A 19,914-nucleotide genomic window follows, 5' to 3' on the forward strand; every position below is an offset into this window, starting at 1 on the left:
TCCTTTTAGTCGCTCGCAATGACGATTTAGGTCATTAATGTAAGTTTATATACTTCAAGTAAATGAAAAATTGGTATACGAAGTTCATCGAGTATACCACTTCACTTTCCTAATACCGAGTTTACTTATTAACTCTAAATATTCACTAATATTGTTCTTTTTGATATAATTAAGTAATCTGCGGCGACGCCCGACTAAAATTAATAATCCACGCCTTGAAGTATGATCTTTATGGTTAGATTTAAAATGCTCGGTTAAATTATTGATTCTTTCAGTTAAGATAGCACATTGCACCGCACTTGAACCGGTATCATTTTCCGTTATAGCATATTCTTTAATTAATTGTTGTTTACGTTCTGTAGTAATCGACATCGATAATTTCTCCTTATTTATTAGACTGCTTACCTAACTTGTTTCTAAAGGTAATTTGTACGTCAATCCGATGCTCGAATCCTCACGTACTATATAGTGTACGCTGCGGTTCGTGTTTCCTTCAAATTCCTTCTGTATTAACTACGTTATGCAAGAAGTCTATTGTGTTAAATTAAATACTCGTAAAGAATTAAAGCAACTCTTGTTTAAGCTACCTATTGCAAGCAAAACGCCTTTATAGCGAACCCATAAAAGATTAACGTCTTTTTCATAATTAAATAAACATTTCTGTCCATATTTAATTTGCTGTGCTTGCTGATCTGTTGCATCAAGAACCAGGATGTCGTCCAGTATTGCTTCTATCTTTATACTTTTTTCCTCTAGGGAATTTTTGGTAATTTCGTCAGGCGATTTAATTCGAATAGCATTTTCTTCTTTAAATATTCCAACCTGAGTACGGCGTAATTCTATCACAAATCCTAAACTTTGCAAGGATAATGCCAAATCTTCTGCTAAAGTCCTTATATACATACCTTTTGAGCATTCCGTATAGTAGGTAGCGGTAGCATTTTTCTCATCAAAATTTAAACATTTTAGATCATAAATAGTTATATTTCGTGGCTTTAACTCTACTGCTTTCCCAACTCTTGCTAGCTTATAAGCTCTTACGCCGTTAACTTTTAGAGCAGAAAAAGCAGGAGGTATTTGGGTTACGTTACCGATAAATTTAGAACATACGGCATAAGCTTCTTCTTTAGACGGTATATAATCTTTTGTTGCTATTACTTTGCCTGCATAATCACCGCTATCGGTTTGTTTTCCAAATTGTACGGTAAAAATATAGGCTTTTCTAGCATCAATAAGCATTTGAACTAATTTTGTTGCTTCGCCTACGGCAAGCGGTAATATCCCTTCCGCTTCTACGTCTAAAGTACCGGCATGTCCTATCTTAACTTTACCGAGTATTTTTTTTACTATGCTAACAAGTGTAGCAGAACTTATACCTCTTGGTTTATAAATATTTAACCAATAATTACTCATTTTAATTTGATTTTAACTTGACTTAAATTTAGAAAATCTTTAGTATATAATTCTAGCCAATAGCAAGATTAGGTTAGACCAAATAATGACGATTAACCCCAATAATATAGAAAATTCTTCCTCTAAAATCAATAGCCGTCTTTCCAAACTTACCGATTATATCTGGCCTATAAAACGCCACGAAGTTTCTAAATTTTTATTCATCACCCTATTAATGTTCTGTATTTTATTTATCCAAAATTTAATCAGAGCTTTAAAAGATAGTATTGTTACCACTATGATCGGTGCCGAGACTATCTCGTTTTTAAAATTTTGGGGAGTAATGCCGTCTGCTTTCTTAATGACTGCTATCTATGTAAAGCTTGTTAATAGGATGAAAGCAGAAAATATATTTTATCTTATTATATCAATTTTTTTGGCATTCTTTGCTTTATTTGCTTATATTATTTTCCCAAATCATGAAATATTACATTTAAGCCCTGTAACCGTGCAAAATTTAACAGTAAGTTTACCTAATTTAAAATGGTTTATATTGCTTTTATCAAAGTGGAGTTTTTCGCTATTTTATATAATAGCCGAATTATGGCCAAACGTAGTTTTTGCATTACTTTTTTGGCAGTTTGTTAATAATATTACTACAGTTGAAGAATCTAAAAGATTTTATCCGTTATTCGGTTTACTTAGTCAAACAGGCATTTATTTGGCAGGGCAATTTTTAGAAAATCTAAGTAATATTAACGAGTATGTAACTAATAAATTTGCATTACAATCGTCTTTTCATACGCTTTCTATACAAATTATACTAAGCATAGTATTAATTTTAGGCATAGTAGCTATTAAAACTTTTTGGCTGCTTAATCATAAAGTACTCGATAAAGAGCATATGGCATTACTCAAGTTTAAAGCAAAGAAAAAATCAATGACGATTGCCGAAAGTTTTCAGATGATTCTCTCTTCAAGACATATCAGATTAATCGCAACTTTACTAATTTGCTACGGCATTGCAATAAATTTAGTAGAAGGTCCTTGGAAAGCAGCAGCTACTAAAATTTATAAAACTCCAACAGAATATGCTGCTTTTATAGGAAGTTATTTAAGTTATACCGGTGTATTTACTATTTTATTTGTCGTGCTTGGTTCAAATATAGTTAGAAGACTTGGCTGGTTTACGGCGGCCGTTATCACACCTTTAATAGTTTTTATTACCGGTATATTATTTTTCGCCGTTAATAATTTTGAAGGATTTGCGGCTCTCATAATAGCAAACTTTATTCTAACCGACCCTGCTTTAATTGCTATAACAATCGGTGCTATTCAAAATGTGCTTAGTAAATCAAGCAAATATACCTTATTTGATTCAACAAAAGAAATGGCTTATGTTCCTTTAGATCCGGAAATAAAAATAAAAGGTAAAGCTGCTGCTGACGTAATCGGTACAAAACTCGGCAAGTCAGGTAGTGCATTTTTACAATCATTAGTATTTATAATGTTACCTTCCGCTAGTTATCAATCTATTGCCGTCTGTTTAATGATTATATTTATAATTACTTGCTTAACCTGGCTTTGGGCGACTAAAGAACTCAATAAAGAATATAAAAATTCTATTAAAATTTCTCAATAATAATATCAGTTTTTTCTTGATATTCCTAAAATCCCTATATACTATCTTTGACAGTATAACACAAACTGCAAAAAAAGATGGGGTTTTTATGTCATTCCCGCGACTTGATCGCGGGATCCAAAAAAAAATTAAAAAAGACTAGATACCGTGGAGGGGACACGGTATGACAAGAAAGCAAAACTGGATTCCCGCCGTTGCTGGAATGACATCGGTATCAACGCAGAATCTTCATTATTTGCAATTTGTGCTAATTAATTTTTGATTAAATTAGAGGTTTTATGAGTAAAGACGGTAACCCGGATACAAGTGAATTTGATCCTTTAGCAAATAGAGAATTTACAAAAGAAGAAAAGCAACAACAAGCAAAACAAGAACAAGAACTTTTTTCTCAAACTACACTAGACGCAGCTGATGATGGTTTTATCGTTACTCCGGCATCTTCTGCTCAATCTACCCCTTCAATTAGTGCTTTATCGGGAAGTATATCGGCTGACGGTAAAACATTAGACCCCATAACCGAAGCAATCAGAAAAGAAATCCTAAAGCAACAAAGAGATATATTAAGAGAATATTTTGCCAATACAAATCCAGAATTAGCTGAACAAATAGCAAAGGAAGAAGAAGATAAAAAATTCCGTGCTTTTTTGAGTAATCCGGATAATCGAGGATTGATTGATAAAGCTTTTGAAGATTCAGAAACTAAAAAGAAGCTAGAAGCAGCAGAAATAACAGGTTATAGAAATGTTCTCTCAACATATAGTGCTGAAAATTATAAAGGTGGATTCAAACCAATACAGTGGGAAAATCAAGTAAGTGCAAGTGATCTTAGAGCAACAGTAGTTAAAAATGATGCAGGCGATGAACTCTGTACCTTAAATGAAACGACCCATAAAACTAAACCTTTTACCGTAGCTAAACAAGACGGTACTCAGGTTCAGGTCAGTTCATATAGAGCAATAGATTTTCCTATAAAACTTGATAAAGCCGATGGGTCGATGCATCTATCGATGGTAGCATTAAAAGCCGACGGTACAAAACCCTCTAAAGATAAAGCAGTATATTTCACTGCTCACTACGAAGAAGGACCAAACGGTAAACCTCTACTTAAAGAAATAAGCTCGCCGCAACCTTTAAAATTTGCCGGAGACGGACCGGATGCGGTAGCTTATATTGAGCATGGAGGAGAAATTTATACACTTGCGGTAACACGCGGTAAATATCAAGAAATGATGCAAGAGGTAGAGCTAAACAAAGGGCAAGCGATTGATTTATCACAAACTATAGCTGAAGATTTAACAAAGGTACAAGGTCGATCTCAGGAAACACCACAACCAATAATAACTCCAAATCAAGGATTGAAGTCATCTATTGAAACGCCTACTGCTACACAAATGCCACAGCCGCAACAAGCTGAATCTTCAGGCATTCCAAATCCGGTACTTAACGCAGTTACAGCTTTATCAGGCAGCATGCAAGATTTATTAAATTATGTAAATGCAGGTTTAACAAAAGAAACAGACGGTAATAAACAAATTGACTTAATTAAAGAAGCAGCCGCGGCAATTCTTAACAATGAGAAAAGTGATATCGCTGAAAAGCAGGCTAATATCATTGCTTTAGCTGAAAATACGGTCAATAATAAAGATCTTGCACCGGACGCAAAAGTAGCGGGTGTAGGCAGTATATTAGAAAGCATAAAAAGTGATAATGCTTTATCGGATCCCGAAAAATCAAAAATGCTTGAAGCTACAGTAGCTATTGCTTTAAATTCAGAGAATCTTGAGCCAAAATATAAGCAACAAATAGTGGAAAAGGCAGTAGATTCAAGATTAGGGCTTAATGATGCAAATGCTAGAGCTAATACTATTGACGGTATTACAGATGCTGTAATCAAAAGTAACCTTTCTACTGAAGATAAAGGGACAATGCTTATAGCAGTAGGTGATAAGGTTAATACTTCTCAACTAAGTAACGCAGAAAAACAAAAATTATTAGGTTCTGTATTAAATAAAGGTGTAGAAGCCGGAGTGCTCAGCGAAGAGCAACAACAATTGATGCGGCAGAATTTAGATAAGATTACGGCGGAACAAGAGAAAGAAAGTAAAGTAGCAGAAGTTCTAAGTGTTTTGGCTAATCCTGCATTTAATACTATTGCTAAAACGAAAGAAATACAAGATGTTACTACAAAGGTTTTAGATGCTCCAGTTAAAGCAGAGGTAAAAGGTGAAATAATTGAGGGAATTACTAAAACAGTTGCAGAAAGCTCACTTGATGCTAAAGATAAAGCAGATATTGTTAAAGGGGTAGGTGAGACTATAACTAGCCATAGTAATACATCCTTAACGGATAAAGTAACTATTATGGAATCGGCGGAAAAAGGTATTGCAGAAGGTAAGACTGATTTACCTGTTAGAGAGTTAATGACTAAAGGGTTAGTAGAAGGTGTTTATGAAAGCAAAGCAGATCCTGAAATAACTTCTGAAATGACCAAAGCTGTTTCTAACGGGATTGATAAGAGTACTGCTATACCGGAAGATAAACAAGCACTTAAAGATGCAGCGAGTGGAGCAGTTTTAGATAGAGAAACTCAAAATTTAAATAAAGATTTATCTCAAAGTGTAGAACAAACTAAGCCTCGTGACGATATATATAATAAAGCCCAAGATGTAGCTGATGCATTAAAAAATGTTGTTGATCCTGTTTTAGCAGCCCACCTGGAAAAACGTGAAGTCTCAGAAGAAGAAGTTGTGAAAACAACTTCTAGTATATTAAGTGATATCTCTAAGCTTGCAGTTGAGAAAGTCAATAATTTTCGTGCTATGCTTTCTCCAAATGGTAATCTTAAGACTCTTGAAGCAAAAAGAGCTGAATCAGAGAAAGAAATTAGTAAAATAGTTAATGATTATAAAGCTATAGATGAGAAATATAAACCACAATATGAACAACAACAAGGAAGTTATAATAACACTAAAGAGTTAGAAGAGAAAAAATCATTTATTGAAAATTTAAAATTAGACGATAAAGAAAAAATAAAATTAATTAGTACCTTAATTCAAAATGAAGCAGAAAATAAGAAAAAAGGTACTGTTAATAATATAACAATGTTAACAGAAAATCGAACAAAGCTTGAAGCAAAAGTTGCAATTCAAGATAAATCGAAAGTATATGATACTCAACTAAAACCACGCAAGGATACAGGAAGAGTGCCTTAAAATGTCATTCTAGCTAAAAGCGGCTTTGTTGCATGGATACTAAATCGTCATTGCGAGCAGTCGTAGTACTTGCGTGGCAACCTAGAAAAATAATAAAAAAATGCTAAAGATTAGCATTTTTGTCTTCCTTACTTCGTCAATTACCTCGTAACTTTCTTCGCAATGACAAAAAAACTGTTACGGGTGCTGCTAAAGCTTAATGATGTTCACAAAATTGTATGTTTTATGCATTAGCTTTTAGCTTTTCTTTTCCGGCTAAACATTTTACTAAATTATTAACGGCTTGTTGTTCTTCCGTACTATTAATTTTCATGAAATTTCTTGAAACTTCAATGCACATACGTTGATGTTGAGTATGTACAGGTTGAGGTTTATTAGCTTCTTCTAAACCTTCAAAGAAATAATCAATATTTCTATCTAAAGCTTCTGCGATTAGTACTAGCCTTCCTACAGAAATTCTATTAATTGCTTTTTCGTATTTTTGTAATTGTTGATGAGTAACATCAATTACTTCAGCAAGTTGTTGACGAGACAATCCCTTAGCGAGTCTTAAAGAATAAATTTTCTTGCCGATAAAACTATCGATTTTTTGTATAATATCGTTTTTTCTACCCATTATCTTCTCCTTGGTTACTAATTATATCTATATTTAAAAATTTTCTTTGAACAAAAATGATATTATCCTATATTATTATAAAACATGTGGTTATTAATAATTTTATACCATTAAATTTACCCAACTATAAGTAGAAATAATACCATAAATTAATATTATAAGCAACTATAAAATAACATTTTTTAAGCTTTTTGTAATCATTTGGTAAATAATTATTAACGAATCGTGCAAAATTATTTCTTATAAAATAAAAATATCATAAGAACTTTAAATATTATTTTAAAGATAAAATATGAATATCTTATGTTTTAAAAACTTATTTACTGAAGCATAAATTACAATTTATAAAAAAATAAAATTTTGGTGTATTATAGAAAAATATAAAATTAATGCAAGGGGAAATTTCATTTCTATGTTAATATTTCAAATCAAGGATAAAATTAGTTTCATTTTAATTATAAATTAATTATTTACAGCGAACTTATTTAAGATTAAATATAACATTAGGTTCTGTGAAGATTTCTAATTAATTTATATTGTGAGTTATTTTTTAGCAAAAATTAATAAGATTTTTGCAGAAATAGTATACCTATTTTAAAAAAATCTTATTAATTTGCATCAAAAAAGAACCATAATTATCGCCAATAGCAAATTACTTTTGTAATTTGCTATTGATTTAAAAGTTGTAGCAATCGGGGTTTGAAGCGGTTCTTCACCCCGATTTCAGAATAAAATGTTATTATTTTTAGTAAAGAATTATAAGTTTTTACTAAAAAATAACATATATAATTAATTTATATAAAAGGTGAAAGCCGTCTTTCACCTTTTATATTCAATATTTCTAACCAAATAGCGGATTATGTAATAATTCGCTATTCGCGTTAATTAGATTATTTTAGAAATCAACCTATTAATTAATAATAAACACTTAAGCTTATAATGAGAAAAATTTTTAATTGTCTTTATGTAGCCTTATTTAGAACAATAGAAGATGATGGCGTTGAACATTCCGGATATATGTCATTTATGATACTTTTATCTATTTTCCCCTTCCTAGTATTTTTATTAGCTTTGACAAGTTTTTTAGGAGCTTCAGAACTTGGTCAAAATTTTATACAGATTTTTCTAGAGAGTCTTCCGGAACAAGCAACGGAATCAATAGAAAAGAGAATCCGAGAATTACTAAGCTCTCCTCCTCAAAGTTTAATGAATCTTGCCATCGTAGGCAGTGTTTGGACTGCTTCTTCTTTTGTAGAATGTTTAAGAACTATTTTAAATCGTGTATATCAAATAAAATCTCCGCCCCCTTATATAAGAAGAAGATTACTTAGTATTATACAGTTTCTTATAATTAGTGCTTTGATTACATTTACTATGTTTCTTTTAGTGGTGATTCCAATAATATTTACGAAAATTCCGATAATATTAGAGACTATTGAAAAATATAAGATCATTTTAAATTTTATAAGATATTCTTTAATTTTAATTTTATTATTCTTAGGAGCTTCGTCTTTGTATTATATATTACCTAATGTAAAACTAAATTTTGTTGATGTATTTCCAGGGGCTTTATTAACTGTGATATTATGGATAATAAGCGGCTATTTGCTTTCAACTTATATAGTCTACTATAATCAATTAAATTTAATGTACGGTTCCCTTGGTAGTATAATAGTTACATTAATATTCTTCTATATTATAAATATGATATTTATCTATGGTGCAGAATTTAATTATCTAATGAAAAATTATGAAAATATAGAGTGAAGTGCGGCTTAAAGTACTTCATAAGTATTTAGTTTTACAAAAATAAAATAATTAATTGAAACAATTTCGGCAGTTTTATATTTAAAACTTTATATCAATTTTTATTTTAGTTGTAAAAAACAATTATTTTTTAATTTATAGTACAAATTATTTAAAAAATTCTGGTTTAAATAACATAAAGCTCTCATGAGATGATGTCGGTAATGGAGTTAAATTATATTGCGGGTCGAAAGCGTTTCCGTAAATTTTTTCTATTTTTTGGAGCGAATTCGGAGATTTTAAAGCCAATAATATTGATTTTAAAATAGTGAAAATTGCTATATACGGATCAGTTTCGGGAGAAGACAAGCGATGTTCTACACGTTTAGGAAAAGAATTTGGAATTCGTACGGCTACACTTCTATTATTTCCACCGTACGATATATGCGTAGGAGCCATAAATTTTTTATTTATCCGTGAATAATCTATAGTGCTTGGCATAAAAGCGAGTAGGGTGTCTAACATATAGTGACATAGCCCTTGTGCTGCTAAAATTATGTAATAATCATTGAACTCAGAATTAAAATTAATATGAAAATGCATACTATTACCATAATCATCCAAAAACGGCTTAGGAGAAAAATCTATATAACCGTTTAACTGCTGTGCCATTTTTTTTAAAATAGTTTTAACCTCTAATATATTTTTTATATATTGTATTAAGTTTGCAGAAGGAGGTAGGTCTATTTCAAATTGGTTATTACCTTTTTCTTTTTTTATTTTAGGAATTTTAAATCTAGCTAAGTATTTTCTTGAAAGTATTTCAAATTTAGCTATATCAATATTGTGGCTTAAATAAAACTCTATTTCTACGCCTATAATAGGAATTAGATTATCGTCTTGGTGAAATTGTGCTATTATTTTTTCCAGCTGTTTATTTTTTTGTAAACGGCCGGATAAAGTATTAATAAAACTATTATAATTAATATAGGGTATTTTCATGGAAGGATTAATAAACGGATCAGTTTATTATAAAATTTTTGATAAAACATTCAATAATTCTAGTCATAGATATATAAAAAAAAATAACTCTATAAATGAAACGGAAATAGTTGAAAACAACAAATCTATTACTACTTATTTTAAAGCACAAGATATTTTAATTTTAAACCAAGTGCATGGCAACCAAATTGTTAATGCTGATGATTCCATAATTGCCGTACCTGAGGCAGATGGAAGCATTACAACTAAGAAAAATTTAGTATTAGCGGTACAATCGGCAGATTGTGTACCGGTACTACTTGCAAGCGGCGACGGTAAAATAATCGGAGCAGCACATGCGGGTTGGAAAGGAAGTATAAATAATATTATTAGTAATATAGTTACTAAAATGACAGAAAAAGGAGCAAAGAATTTAATAGCAGTGATAGGTCCTGCTATAGCTCAAAGTTCATATGAAGTTGATGATGAATATTATAAAGCTTTCTTAAGTAAGGATATTAACAATAAACAGTTTTTTATAAACTCAAAAAGAGAAAACCATTATATGTTTGATTTACCGGCTTTTGTAGAGTTAAAGCTTAAAGAAGCAGGTGTTAAAAACATAAAAAATATTGGTGAAGATACTTACACAAAGCCGTTAAAATACCCAAGCAGAAGACGCTCATTGCACTTGCAAGAACCTTATAATGAGAATATATTATCAGCAATCGTAATAAAATAATACTCGATGAACTTCGTATATCAACCCGTTATTTCACAGGATATACTATGAATCAAGATAAACCTTACTATCAAATAGTTTATGCACCCAACGATATTTTTAAAAAACAAGCAGAATATATAGACGTTGTTGATGATAGTATTCGTACTATTGTCGATAAAATGCTTCAGACTTTGCATATAGAAAGGACAGTTGGACTTGGTGCTCATATGGTAGGGATATTAAAGCGTATAGCGGTAGTTGACCTACATGAAAATAATAAATCATCTCCTATAATTTTTATTAATCCGGAAATAACTTATTTTTCTGAAGAAAAACAGACTTTTATTGAGCGTTCTTTATCCTTTCCGGGCATTGAAGCATCTATTACACGGTCAAAAGCAATCAAGGTGAAGTATCTTGATTATAACGGTACTAAACAAGCATTAGAAGCAGAAGGCTTTCTAGCAACCGTGATTCAGCATGAAATAGATTATTTAAACGGCAAAACTTTCTTAGATTATTTATCAAAACTTAAGCGTGATACACTTCTTAAAAAGATGCTAAAGCATATAAAACTCCATCCTCCACATATTCACGGTAGCGGTTGTAGGCATTGAATGAGGATCTTTATTGCATGGATCACAAATCGTCATTGCGAGCGACTGCAAGGAGTGCAGCAATCCAAAGAAATAATAAAAAAGTGCTAATTTTAGCATTTTTTTTCTTTCTTGCTTCGTCAATTACTCCGTAATTTTCCCTAGCTCAGACGAAAAAATTGATCCATGCAACAACGCTGATCAATTTGCAGGATAAAATCACATTTTCACAAGCCGTAGCCAAGCTTCCCAGTCACGTTTGTCTAAATCTTCTTCAAACGATAGCAAATCTTGCACTGTTTGTTTACATATTTCTACGGAAGGCACTATAAGCTCTTGTTGTTTTACAGAATTTAGTAGGCATTGCGTTTTACAGGCTTGTTCTAAATGGTAAGTATAAAACATAGCTTCATGAATAGTTTTGCCGCAAGTAATAGCACCGTGATTACGAAGTAACATCACATAATTTTGCTTAAGATCATTAACAAGTCTAGTGCTTTGTTTGTCGGCATCTAGCACTAGAGAATTATAATCATGATATGATATTCTCTCGTAAAAATGTAAAGCCCACTGGCTGAGCGGTAAAAGTCCACATTTTAACGCAGAAACTGCAATGCATGCAGGAGTATGATAATGAAAAATAGCAGAAATATCAGGACGTGCTTTGTAAATACTACCATGAATAAAGCAACCGGTTTTATTATATTGATATTCTTCCCCTTCTAAAATTTTTCCGTCTAAACTAACTTTTAAAAGTTTATCCGTAGTTACCTCTTCAAATCTTAGTCCAAAAGGATAAATATAGTAAAAATCAGCCTCTTTAGGTCTTGCGGATAGATGCGTATAAGTATGATCATCCAGCGATAAATACGCCATTATTTGGTAAGCAGCAGCTAAATTATATTTTATATTCATTATTGTTAAAATCTATATTGGTGTTGTAGTCGGAATGACGTTGTTGTATGGATCAGAAAACCTAATCGATGTCATTCCCGCGTAGGCGGGCATAACATAAGAGACATGCAACAAATCCCCTTTTAGCTAGGAATGACATAAAAGCTATTTAAAAGGCGTATATACTGCTTCTTTTTTTATCTCTATAATCGTTTCTTTAGGGGTTTTTATACATTCTTGTAAATATTTTTTATCTAAATACGGTGCTAGATTATAATTTAATATATAACATTGTAAATTATCTTTCTTACCGCTAAAATTAAATTCAATTTTATTTCCTTGCTCTAATAGCTTTTTAACTTCTGTTGTTTGCTGGATAAAAGTCTTTTGTTCTAAGTTTAAGTGCTTGATTCTTAGTATGTTTTTTACTACGGAAAACGTAGAAACAGCAAGGAGCAGAAGAAATATAAATAACTCTTTATTGCTTTGCTTATTTAAGAAAATACTACTTTTAACATATGAAGCTGCAATCATTACGATACCGATAACATAACATCCTAGATATCTAAGTAACGATACTCCTCTAATTGCTTCCTCATAACTAAAGTTAAAGAAATATAAATATAATCGCCACAAGGCAAAAATTATAAAGCAAATAAATGTACTTATCAGAAAAAATCTATATTCTTTCAGCAAATCCGGTTTATATTTACGAATTCCGTACCATGCCGCTATACAAATAGTATATACAACTAAACTTCCTTCTTTTACTAAGAATAATAGAAAAAATTTACCGTAATTTAGTAATAATAACTTATGCCGTTCATTAAAATTTTCAGCAATATATACTAAATTGCTAAAGCTATGTTCGCCTCTGTCAAAAAAATCATGAGTGTTTTTAAAATAACTCATCCAAATAAAATTACATAGAATCGGTAAAGTAAGTAGAATTAGATATATAATATAATCACTTGTTTTTTTAGGTTTTTTATAAAAAATTGTATAATGAACTATAAGAATTATCGAAGCAAAACTAGCAAGCCATGTTCCAATTTCTCGAAATAAAGCAAGCAATATCGTGATAGGTAAAATAAGCAGTAATGCTTTTTGTTTATCTTCCTCAAATATATAGATTGCAAAAATAGCTCCGAACATTAAGCCGATAGTACTATCGTTATATATAGAGCGAATCCCTGTCGTATATAATACTACGCCGCACAGTAAAAGTGAAAACAACACGCCGGTTTGCCAAAATGTCTTATTTGCGGCTAAAGGAGCTAGAAATGCTAAATGTAATAAGAAATGTGCAAATAATACATTACCATCAGAATAACCTGAAAGTAAAAGCATAAAATAATGATAAACTGCAGCACCTCTTGGATAATGGGCGTGAGTAGTAATGATAGAAGTTAATGAGCTTTGATTTTCAAAAAAGCCGAAATATAGCAATTCTTTAGTAAATATCCCCCAGTGAGAAAAATCATCATAAGCATGCAGTGAGGCATCTCTTGTATAAAGAAAAAATATAAAAATTAGTAAAGTGAGGACAATAAATTCTTTAGACGGAATACGCAAATTTCTAAGAGCTAAAAATATACCGATGAAATAACTTATATATGTTGCAGCCGATAATAGCTTTAACATAGCAAAGCAATATAAAATTGGTACTAATATGCTGATTGTTACGGGAATAGCAAAAGTCAATTTTGTTTTGAAATATTTGGCAAAAAAAGACGAAAACCCAAAAATGCTTAGTATAGGTATTATGATCATATACGTTTTAAAATAATAAATTTAGGTTCTGTGAAGATTTCTAAAAGAACCATAATTAGATTATTTTAGAAATCTTCATAGAACCTAAATATTCTACCCAACAAATATAAAAATGTAAACCTTGCGATTTCTTAAAAAAAGATTATAATGCCTAATTTCTTAATAATTAATTGATTGATTTGAGTAAATATATGGGGAAGAAACAAGTTAAAAAGGTAGTAAGTAACAGTAATATTAGTGTTAGTAAGTTTTCAGTTAAAGCCAATGAAAAACTTTTAAAAGAAGAGATATAATCTTTGATAAATGATTCCACTAGTAGAAGTAACTTAATTGCAGTAGCGATAAATAGTAAAGATTGGCGAATTCTTGAATTATTTTCTAAAAACGGCGGTAAATTAACTGCACAAGAAGTAGCAAAGCATTTTGAATTTATTGCAGCGAATGATAGAGTAGATCTACTAAAATATTTTATAGAAACACTAAAATTAGATTTTAAAGAACCTGTAGAGGGTTTCAGTCCAATATCTATGCTTCATTTTTCTGCAATGCATGGAGCTAAAAACTGTATTACATATCTTCTTGATAAAAATTTTAATAAAAATCAATTAGACGGTAATAGTTATTTACCGGTGGAATACGGAATATTATCTGAACGTACAGAGGTTGTAAAGCTACTTATACAAAAAGGTGTTAAAATAAATCAGTATGTAATTAATAATTTAGCAATAGCATATAAGTATGATGAGGCTATTAAACTATTAGATGCTATACCTGATCATTCGATAAAGTTAAATAGTTACATACTATATGAAAAAGCAAGAAATCATCCCAGTGTAAAAAGCAACACTAGTTTATCTCATGACACAAAAACACATTATGCCAAGTTTTTAGAAAGATTGAAAACTATAGAAGAAAACGTACAACTGAGGTCTAATTATTATAAGCTTGTATTGGGTAAAGAATATCATCTACTTCCTGCAGTAATAGAAAATCAGAAACAATTTATTGATAGTAAAATTAGTTCTATATCCGAATATACCGGTAAGAGTAGAAAGGATATTATGCACAATATATCTGATGCAATTGTATCAGCCATTAGTGTGCATAAAATTTTTAAATTTAATGAAAAGACAAAACTAGAAGATTATATTTTAGAAGTTTTAGAAAAAAATAAAAATCTTTCAAAAGGTTTCTCAGATATATTATTAGTGTTCTGTTCACGTTTGATGAAAGAAATTTATGACCAAAGTGACCATTTAGGGAGTATAAAATATGCTAAAATAATTGAAGAAAATTTATCTACAATAGAAGCTTTGTCAAAAGAGAGTCAAGCTAAGGTTTTTAATAATTTAGGAATTGTTTATTCTAACTTTGATTCTTTGAAAGCACTGGATTATTTATCTAAAGTAGAGCGATTAGATCCTAGCAAAAGCCGGAGCATAATAGAAAGAAAACATAATATTTATCTTAATAAATTACATAATCCAAATGCAGCTATTGCTGAAGCAGAAAAAATAACAGATAACGATCTTAAATCTTTATTGCTAATAGCAGCTTATTTAGCATTGCCTAGCTCAAAAAACCTAGAAGTATTTAACACTATATTGGCAAAGCATAATTTTGATAAATTATCACCTAATAAATTCAAGAATGACCTTTCAAAAAGCCAACTATATTATGAGGTGCAAGCCCTACAATATACATATAACGGATAGCTTGAATTAGCTTATAGTGCATATGACAAAATATGAAAGCAAGCAATAACTACAAATAATAATCCGTTGTTTTACGATACAATATATAATTGTTTAGTATCATTTTAAAAAAAAGAAGATTTCCCTAATGGATGTAAGATTTTAGATAAAATATATCAAAAATATTCTACCATTTTAGCTAATCATAATATTTTAGCATTAAAACCCCTAGAACTTATTTTTTATAATTCAAATGATCAATATTTAAACAAAGGTGACAAAATTTTAGCAGATATCAAATCGGAAAAGTACTGATAGATAAAAAATGGGTAGAATTTATTGTAGCAACTTATAACAGTAAATTTTATCAAGCAAATTCTAATCAAAAGGTAAAAGAAAAACTACCGATTTATATACAGAATATAGAAAAATTATATGGTGATTCTTTAAATAATTCTGAAGTACCGGCTAAAACTAGAGAGCAACTCCTCTATTTAATAAAAAGAGGAACATTTATACAAGCTATATTAAGTAGTCATCAAGATCATTTACTTAACGAAGTTCCTATAGACTCTACACCAAAAGAAATAGAAATAATTGAAACTAAAGAGCAACCTACGGCTTCTTCTAATAAAATGATATATGAGCTGCTTGTAAGGTCAGTATCTAAAGCACCTAGGGATAAAGATAGTGTTAAAAAAATAGAAGCAATAATAAATGCAGGAGATCATGCCGCTCTTACTCAACTTGATCAAAAACTAGTGCAAAAATATTTCGCATATAAAAAGGAAGAATTACAAAAGCAACAAATACAAAAATTACTTGGTGTTAAAAAAGCGATTTCTTGGCATATTGGTGATGAAGAAAATTTTACAACAGAATCAGAAGAAGTTATAAAAGTTCAGCAAAATTGGTACGCAGTAATTGATTCTAACCTAAAGCTTGATAAAGTAACATTTGATATATTTACTAAAGCTTTAAAAAAAGGAGTTACTCATAGGAACCAAGGTGAAAACGGAATAAAATTCTTTGACGATTTAGTAGAATTAAAAATTAATCAAGATAGCAGGTTATATACTAATACAGTATATCGAAATGGCGATAAACATTTAATCATATTTAATCAAAAAGGAAATCATAAAGCTGTATCTAATGCTGGTAATGAATACACTGAGCTGGATATAATAGATGTAAATGGTTATAGTAATCTTACAGGTGAATCATCAACATTTGAAGAGTAATATTATAATACAGGAATCTTTAGATTCCTGTATTATATTTTATTACCCATGTTTAATTTTAGCTTGTGCTGCGGCGATTCTTGCTATAGGGATTCGGTATGGAGAGCAAGAAACATAGTTTAAATGCATCCTATGGAAAAATTCTATAGAGACAGGGTTTCCTGCATGTTCTCCGCAAGCTCCGAGTTTTAAATTAGCATTACTGCTTTTTCCTCGTTTTATAGCAATTTCAATTAGTTCTCCTACTCCTTCTTCATCGAGGGTAGTAAACGGATCGGATTCAAAAATCTTTTCTTCTAAATAATATGGAAGGAAAGAAGCAATATCATCTCTAGAAATTCCGTATGTAGTTTGAGTTAAATCATTAGTACCAAAACTAAAATAGTCCACTTCCTTAGCTATTTTCTTACTGCCAAGTGCTGCTCTTGGTAGTTCTATCATAGTACCGAGCGTAAAGGAAAACTTATACCTATAACGTTGCTCTAATTCCTCTATTACCTCATAAATATCCATTTTAAGCTTTTTTATTTCACCTACATTGCTAATTAAAGGAATCATTAACTCTAAATTACATTCTATATGTTCTTTTTTATGTAGCTCAAAAATAGCCGTAAAAATTGCTTCTATTTGCATTTGGTAAATTTCCGGTGAACATATACCAAGTCTACATCCACGATGACCAAGCATAGGATTTACTTCATGCATAGCATGAAGACGCTGATTAATCATGGATAAAGGTAAATTTAAGCTATTTGCCAAATTCTTTTTATCTTCTTCGGTGGTAGGTAAAAACTCATGCAACGGCGGATCAAGTAATCTAATATTTACCGGTTTTCCATTCATTACTCTAAACAAGGCCTTAAAATCCTCAGTTTGCAGAGGTAATAATTTCTGCACGGCAAGCTTTCTTCGTTCTATATCGGGAGCAATAATCATGTCCCTTACTAAAGGAATTTTATTTTTATCGAAAAACATATGTTCGCTACGACACAAACCTATACCTTGAGCCCCAAACTTTATGGATACTAAAGTATCATTAACCGTTTCGGCATTTGCACGAACTTTTAAGCTGCTAATTTCGTCTGCCCAATCTAAAATTAACTTTGATTCCTCACTGAAAGTAGGCTGAATTAACGGCATTTCACCTAAGAAGACTTTACCGCTACCTCCGTCAATCGTTATAATATCACCTTGTTTAATAACTATGTCGCCTGCCGTTAGTATTTGCTTTTTCTCATCTATAGATAAATTACTTGTGCCGCAAACGCAAGGTTTCCCCATACCTCTTGCCACAACTGCGGCATGTGAAGTCATTCCCCCTCTAATAGTTAAAATACCCGAAGAAACATGCATTCCGTTAATATCTTCGGGACTGGTATCATGGCGTACTAAAATTACTTTATGATGATGAGATAATTTTTCGGCATCATAAGGTGAGAATACTACAATACCCGTTGCAGCACCTGGAGAAGCAGGCATCCCCTCGGCAATAGAAGTAAGCCCCTTACTGTAATCAATTCTTGTATGTAATAATTGATTTAATGATTCCGGATCTATTCGCATTAAGGCTTGTTCTTTAGAAATAAGCTTTTCTTCCACCATTTGTACGGCAATATTAATAGCAGCAATGGCTGTTCTTTTTGCGGTACGTGTTTGCAAGATATATAGCTTATTATTTTCTATGGTGAATTCTATATCCTGCATATCTAAGTAATGTTCTTCAAGCTTTTTCGCAATTTGTGATAACTCCTTAAAAACTTTTGGCATCATTGCTTGCATAGACTTTGAATCGCCTGCAATAATAGGCATAGGTGTTCTAGTTCCCGACACTATGTCTTCACCTTGAGCATTTATCAAAAACTCTCCAAAGAGCTTTTTTTCTCCTGTAGAAGGCGACCTAGTAAAAGCAACTCCCGTAGCTGAAGTTTTACCTAAATTACCGAAAACCATTGCTTGGATATTAATAGCCGTACCGAAGTCCTCCGAAATATTATTGATTTTTCTGTATATAACCGCTCTATTACTCATCCAAGAATGTAGTACCGTTTTAATTGCCGATTCTAATTGCTCATAAGGATCATTAATGAGTTGCTTAGTATACTTAATATGCAACCGTTTGAAATCATCAATAATTTTTTCTAATAATTCTACGGTAATGTCACTATCTTTATAAATATCAGCTTGAATCTTGTGTTTTTCGTAAATTTGTTCAAATAGATCACTAGGTATAGATAATACCGTTGAGCCGTACATTTCTAAAAATCTTTTGTAACTATCAAGAGCAAATCGTTTATCACCGCAGGAATCCGCAAGAGCATTACACACTTCGTTATTCATTCCAAGATTAAGGATAGTATCCATCATTCCGGGCATTGAAACCGTAGAACCCGATCGCACCGATAATAACAAAGGATTGCTTGTGCTGCCGAAAATTTTACCGGTAGTTATTTCAAGTTCGGTGATAGCTTTTTTTAAGTCACTTTGAAAATTTTTAGGAAAGTTATTATTGTGGGTATAAAAGTAATTACATAGCTCCGTAGTTATTGTAAAACCATCCGGAATAGGTAATTTTAGGTTAGACATTTCGGCAAGACCGGCACCTTTGTTACCAAGTATATTTTTCATGCTAGCGTTTCCATCACTACCATTACTGCCAAAATAATAAATTAATTTTTTCATCTCATATATCAAAATTTGCTAACACTTTATGTGTTTAGGAGCATTAAATCATATTTATACAGTATGAACAAAATAGTAGCAACGTTAAATTAAGAATATCTTTAATAAAATAGTTGAAATTATAAATTTGTTATTATATTTACTAATTTAATTAGGTTCTGTGTACAAAAGTCAAATATCTTATAATAAATTTTATCCGCAGAACCTAATAAGTTAATTGAATTTCTTCTAAATGTTATTGACTAATTTAAGAAAATTGACCATAATTCATAAATGGTCGTGCAGTTGCGTGATGATATAGCAGAGCTATAGATCACGAGGAAAGTCCGGACTCTATAGAGGTATGGTGCCGGCTAATCTCCGGCGGAGTATTATTACTTTAGGGAAAGTACCACAGAAAATATACCGCCGAAATATTTCGGTAAGGGTGAAAAGGTACGGTAAGAGCGTACCGGTAAGTTGGTAACAAATTACGCATGGTAAACCCCACCAAGAGCAAGATCAAATAGGCGTTACAGAACTTGTATTTCAAGTTCCCGGGTTATCTCTAACCGGCTTGTAATGCGGGTAGATCGCTTGAGGTAAACGGTAACGTTTATCCTAGATAAATAACTGCAATGAATTCATATTCATACAGAATCCGGCTTATAGACCTTAAAAATCCTAAGGTAGTCATCCCGGGGTCAAACCACAGGATGACACCGAACTTACTATGACATAAATT

At 31.3% G+C, this 19,914-nt stretch carries 14 protein-coding genes and 1 other RNA gene; 8 read left to right on the forward strand and 7 right to left on the reverse strand.

Annotated features, from left to right (window positions below; translation table 11 throughout):
- Positions 1-84 precede the first annotated feature (84 nt).
- Together rpsO and truB are read right to left on the reverse strand one after the other, a co-directional pair.
- Complete coding sequence (rpsO, locus tag ACIAS7_RS05875) at positions 85-372, reverse strand: 30S ribosomal protein S15 (protein WP_473198606.1); 288 nt, start codon at positions 370-372, stop codon at positions 85-87.
- Positions 373-531: 159 nt separating this feature from the next.
- Entirely contained in the window at positions 532-1,413 is an 882-nt protein-coding gene (gene truB, locus ACIAS7_RS05880; protein ID WP_473198607.1) for a tRNA pseudouridine(55) synthase TruB, read from the reverse strand.
- 85 nt (positions 1,414-1,498) lie between these two features.
- Here truB and tlc4 point away from each other — a divergent pair, with 85 nt between their 5' ends.
- Positions 1,499-3,034, forward strand: coding sequence for an NTP/NDP exchange transporter Tlc4 (gene tlc4 / locus ACIAS7_RS05885; protein WP_473198608.1), 1,536 nt, complete (start codon positions 1,499-1,501; stop codon positions 3,032-3,034).
- A 278-nt stretch (positions 3,035-3,312) separates the two neighbouring features.
- On the forward strand, positions 3,313-6,246 hold the full coding sequence (locus tag ACIAS7_RS05890; RefSeq protein ID WP_473198609.1) for a Sca4 family spreading effector: 2,934 nt from the start codon (positions 3,313-3,315) through the stop codon (positions 6,244-6,246).
- A 223-nt stretch (positions 6,247-6,469) separates the two neighbouring features.
- Here ACIAS7_RS05890 and ACIAS7_RS05895 read toward each other — a convergent pair whose 3' ends face one another.
- The gene (locus ACIAS7_RS05895; RefSeq protein ID WP_473198610.1) at positions 6,470-6,862 is read right to left on the reverse strand and encodes a helix-turn-helix domain-containing protein; all 393 of its coding nucleotides are present in this window, start codon (positions 6,860-6,862) and stop codon (positions 6,470-6,472) included.
- Between the two features lie 939 nt (positions 6,863-7,801).
- On the opposite strand from ACIAS7_RS05895, the gene ACIAS7_RS05900 reads away from it, so the two are divergent.
- Complete coding sequence (locus ACIAS7_RS05900) at positions 7,802-8,629, forward strand: YihY/virulence factor BrkB family protein (protein ID WP_473198611.1); 828 nt, start codon at positions 7,802-7,804, stop codon at positions 8,627-8,629.
- 147 nt (positions 8,630-8,776) lie between these two features.
- Here the strand turns inward: ACIAS7_RS05900 and ACIAS7_RS05905 are convergent, their stop codons facing one another.
- Positions 8,777-9,610 carry a type I glutamate--ammonia ligase gene (locus ACIAS7_RS05905; RefSeq protein WP_473198612.1) on the reverse strand — a complete coding sequence of 278 codons (834 nt, stop codon included), beginning with the start codon at positions 9,608-9,610 and terminating at the stop codon, positions 8,777-8,779.
- On the opposite strand from ACIAS7_RS05905, the gene pgeF reads away from it, so the two are divergent.
- Both pgeF and def read left to right on the forward strand, forming a co-directional pair.
- Entirely contained in the window at positions 9,609-10,331 is a 723-nt protein-coding gene (gene pgeF, locus ACIAS7_RS05910; RefSeq protein ID WP_473198613.1) for a peptidoglycan editing factor PgeF, read from the forward strand. The two genes, ACIAS7_RS05905 and pgeF, sit on opposite strands and share 2 nt — an antisense overlap.
- A 47-nt stretch (positions 10,332-10,378) precedes the next feature.
- A complete protein-coding gene (gene def / locus ACIAS7_RS05915; RefSeq protein ID WP_473198614.1) occupies positions 10,379-10,930 on the forward strand; it encodes a peptide deformylase in 552 nt (183 codons plus the stop codon).
- Between the two features lie 198 nt (positions 10,931-11,128).
- Here the strand turns inward: def and ACIAS7_RS05920 are convergent, their stop codons facing one another.
- Positions 11,129-11,824 (reverse strand): class II aldolase/adducin family protein, encoded by a 696-nt coding sequence (locus ACIAS7_RS05920; protein ID WP_473198615.1) that lies wholly within the window; start codon positions 11,822-11,824, stop codon positions 11,129-11,131.
- A 144-nt stretch (positions 11,825-11,968) separates the two neighbouring features.
- Entirely contained in the window at positions 11,969-13,576 is a 1,608-nt protein-coding gene (locus ACIAS7_RS05925; protein ID WP_473198616.1) for a hypothetical protein, read from the reverse strand.
- 296 nt (positions 13,577-13,872) lie between these two features.
- Between ACIAS7_RS05925 and ACIAS7_RS05930 the strand changes: the two genes are divergently transcribed.
- A complete protein-coding gene (locus ACIAS7_RS05930) occupies positions 13,873-15,291 on the forward strand; it encodes an ankyrin repeat domain-containing protein (RefSeq protein WP_473198617.1) in 1,419 nt (472 codons plus the stop codon).
- 614 nt (positions 15,292-15,905) lie between these two features.
- Positions 15,906-16,511: a hypothetical protein gene (locus ACIAS7_RS05935; protein WP_473198618.1), complete on the forward strand. Its 606-nt coding sequence runs from the start codon at positions 15,906-15,908 to the stop codon at positions 16,509-16,511.
- A 42-nt stretch (positions 16,512-16,553) separates the two neighbouring features.
- On the opposite strand, the gene ppdK is transcribed toward ACIAS7_RS05935, so the two are convergent.
- The gene (gene ppdK, locus ACIAS7_RS05940) at positions 16,554-19,190 is read right to left on the reverse strand and encodes a pyruvate, phosphate dikinase (RefSeq protein WP_473198619.1); all 2,637 of its coding nucleotides are present in this window, start codon (positions 19,188-19,190) and stop codon (positions 16,554-16,556) included.
- Between the two features lie 269 nt (positions 19,191-19,459).
- Here ppdK and rnpB point away from each other — a divergent pair.
- An RNA gene (gene rnpB / locus ACIAS7_RS05945) (RNase P RNA component class A) lies at positions 19,460-19,852 on the forward strand.
- Positions 19,853-19,914: the final 62 nt, after the last annotated feature.

Source organism: Rickettsia sp. 109562A South Dakota (assembly GCF_055791265.1).